2 protein-coding genes are annotated in these 1,701 nt (G+C 36.1%); both read left to right on the forward strand.

Annotation, left to right across the window (positions count from 1 at the left end; translation table 11 throughout):
* Nucleotides 1–174 precede the first annotated feature (174 nt).
* Nucleotides 175–609 (forward strand): hypothetical protein, encoded by a 435-nt coding sequence (locus ME1_RS04145; protein WP_004863668.1) that lies wholly within the window; start codon nucleotides 175–177, stop codon nucleotides 607–609.
* Nucleotides 610–943: 334 nt separating this feature from the next.
* On the forward strand, nucleotides 944–1,249 hold the full coding sequence (locus ME1_RS04155) for a hypothetical protein (protein ID WP_004863672.1): 306 nt from the start codon (nucleotides 944–946) through the stop codon (nucleotides 1,247–1,249).
* Nucleotides 1,250–1,701: the final 452 nt, after the last annotated feature.

Below are 1,701 nucleotides of genomic sequence, written 5' to 3' on the forward strand. Positions count from 1 at the left end.
TTTGACATCACATAAGAGACAGTAAAGTAGTGAAGTATGCGTTTAAATCGATAAAAAAGACCGCACAAAGCGATTTAAAAACTTTTTGATACAAACAACGTATAGAATTAAAAACGCTTTGTACGATCAAATTTGAGGCAAATAGACCAATTGGTAAAATTAAGGACTAAAAGCATGGGGATTTTAAAAGATTTGTTCTTAAAAAAACGTAAACAGCCAATAAAAAGTTTTGTTGCAACCGCAAGAGGGCACGCGCCATGGGGATTGGGAGTTACTGAGTATTTTTACAACATGTATGAATATGATGATGGTTCTAGAGAATACGAGGAATTGCAAGGGGGACAATATCACGAGATACCTGATCATGTGGATTACAGTACAAAGGCACAAGTGAGGGCATGGTTGTATGGTGGTGAACCGCCATATTCCATTTTGAGTTATAAGCCATTGATTGATGAGGTGAATAAGAAAATCAAAAAACGCACAAAGCAAGATCAGTTGATTTGTGAAATTACGAACGATGGTGAGGTATGCTATTCACAGGCTTGTGATGATATGGACAGGGATCTAGAGAACGCCGTGAAAGCACTGAGACCAACAAAGGGTTAGATTTCAAATCGCACCCTTCAAAACAATAATACGTGAAATATTTTTTAAAAAGCATGTTGACATTGCTACAGCGTGATGTTAGACGAATCACAAGTGCTAGAAACACTTGCGTTAAGCGGGTTGATCACGATAAGATCCTTCCCATGCTTAAAAAATACTGGCTGTCTTTTGTGCTTCAAAAGTATATAATGATTCATGCCGGGTGTGGTTACACTATACAATACCTTTTTAAGGAAAGGTGTAACGACGGACTTAACGCCGTGTTTCTAGCACCCGGCGCCCTTATAGGGGCGTTAATAGAAACTCTAATTTACGTTAAGAAAGGTTATATACCATGCAAAATCTAACTGTAGATGCCCTATGCAATCTCTGGCTCTCAATCTGTAAAGAAGCTAATCTAGACACTACTGAGGAAAGCTACCACAACGCTCTTGTAGACCTAATGTCCACAATCGAAAAGGCTATCGCTCTTAAATTGCAAGACGAAAATCCAAATATCATAAAAATAATAGCTATCCTTACTAACTTTGGTTACTCAGAACCAACCCCCGAATTAGAGCCGCTTCTAAAAGCGTACGAACCAAAAATCAGTAACAATTCTCCAGTAACTGAAATTCATACTATTCACAAAGCAGCGTAAATAACAGCTGGTTTTAACACAAAAAAAGCCGTGTCATTAACGACGCGGCTTTAAGTTTGGAGAATAAATAGAAAAGAGAACATAAAATAGTAAACTACATTCTGTTTCTACATAAAATGTGTAAAATAGGCAAGCTCTTTCTTATCGATTTGCATCTTAAAACGCATTGTGTTAATCTTATTTTGCAACTTAAATGTTGTATTTTAAACCGCTCTCTAGGTTTTAAATCATAACAGCCCCTATTAAAGCCGTGTCAAAATTAATTGGCACGGTTTTTCTGTATCTTGTTATCATTAGGATTAGGTAAAATAAAACCGCATCAATTATCTTGACACGGTTTTATAATGGGTATGCTATTTTAAGTTATTTCCATAAGCAGTTATATTGCACAATCTGTATAAAAATGCAAGATGTTAAATAAATAAAAAATGGGATTCACTCTGTAGATTCAG

Origin of the sequence: Bartonella vinsonii subsp. arupensis OK-94-513 (assembly GCF_000278235.1) — a bacterium.
GTDB lineage: Bacteria > Pseudomonadota > Alphaproteobacteria > Rhizobiales > Rhizobiaceae > Bartonella > Bartonella arupensis.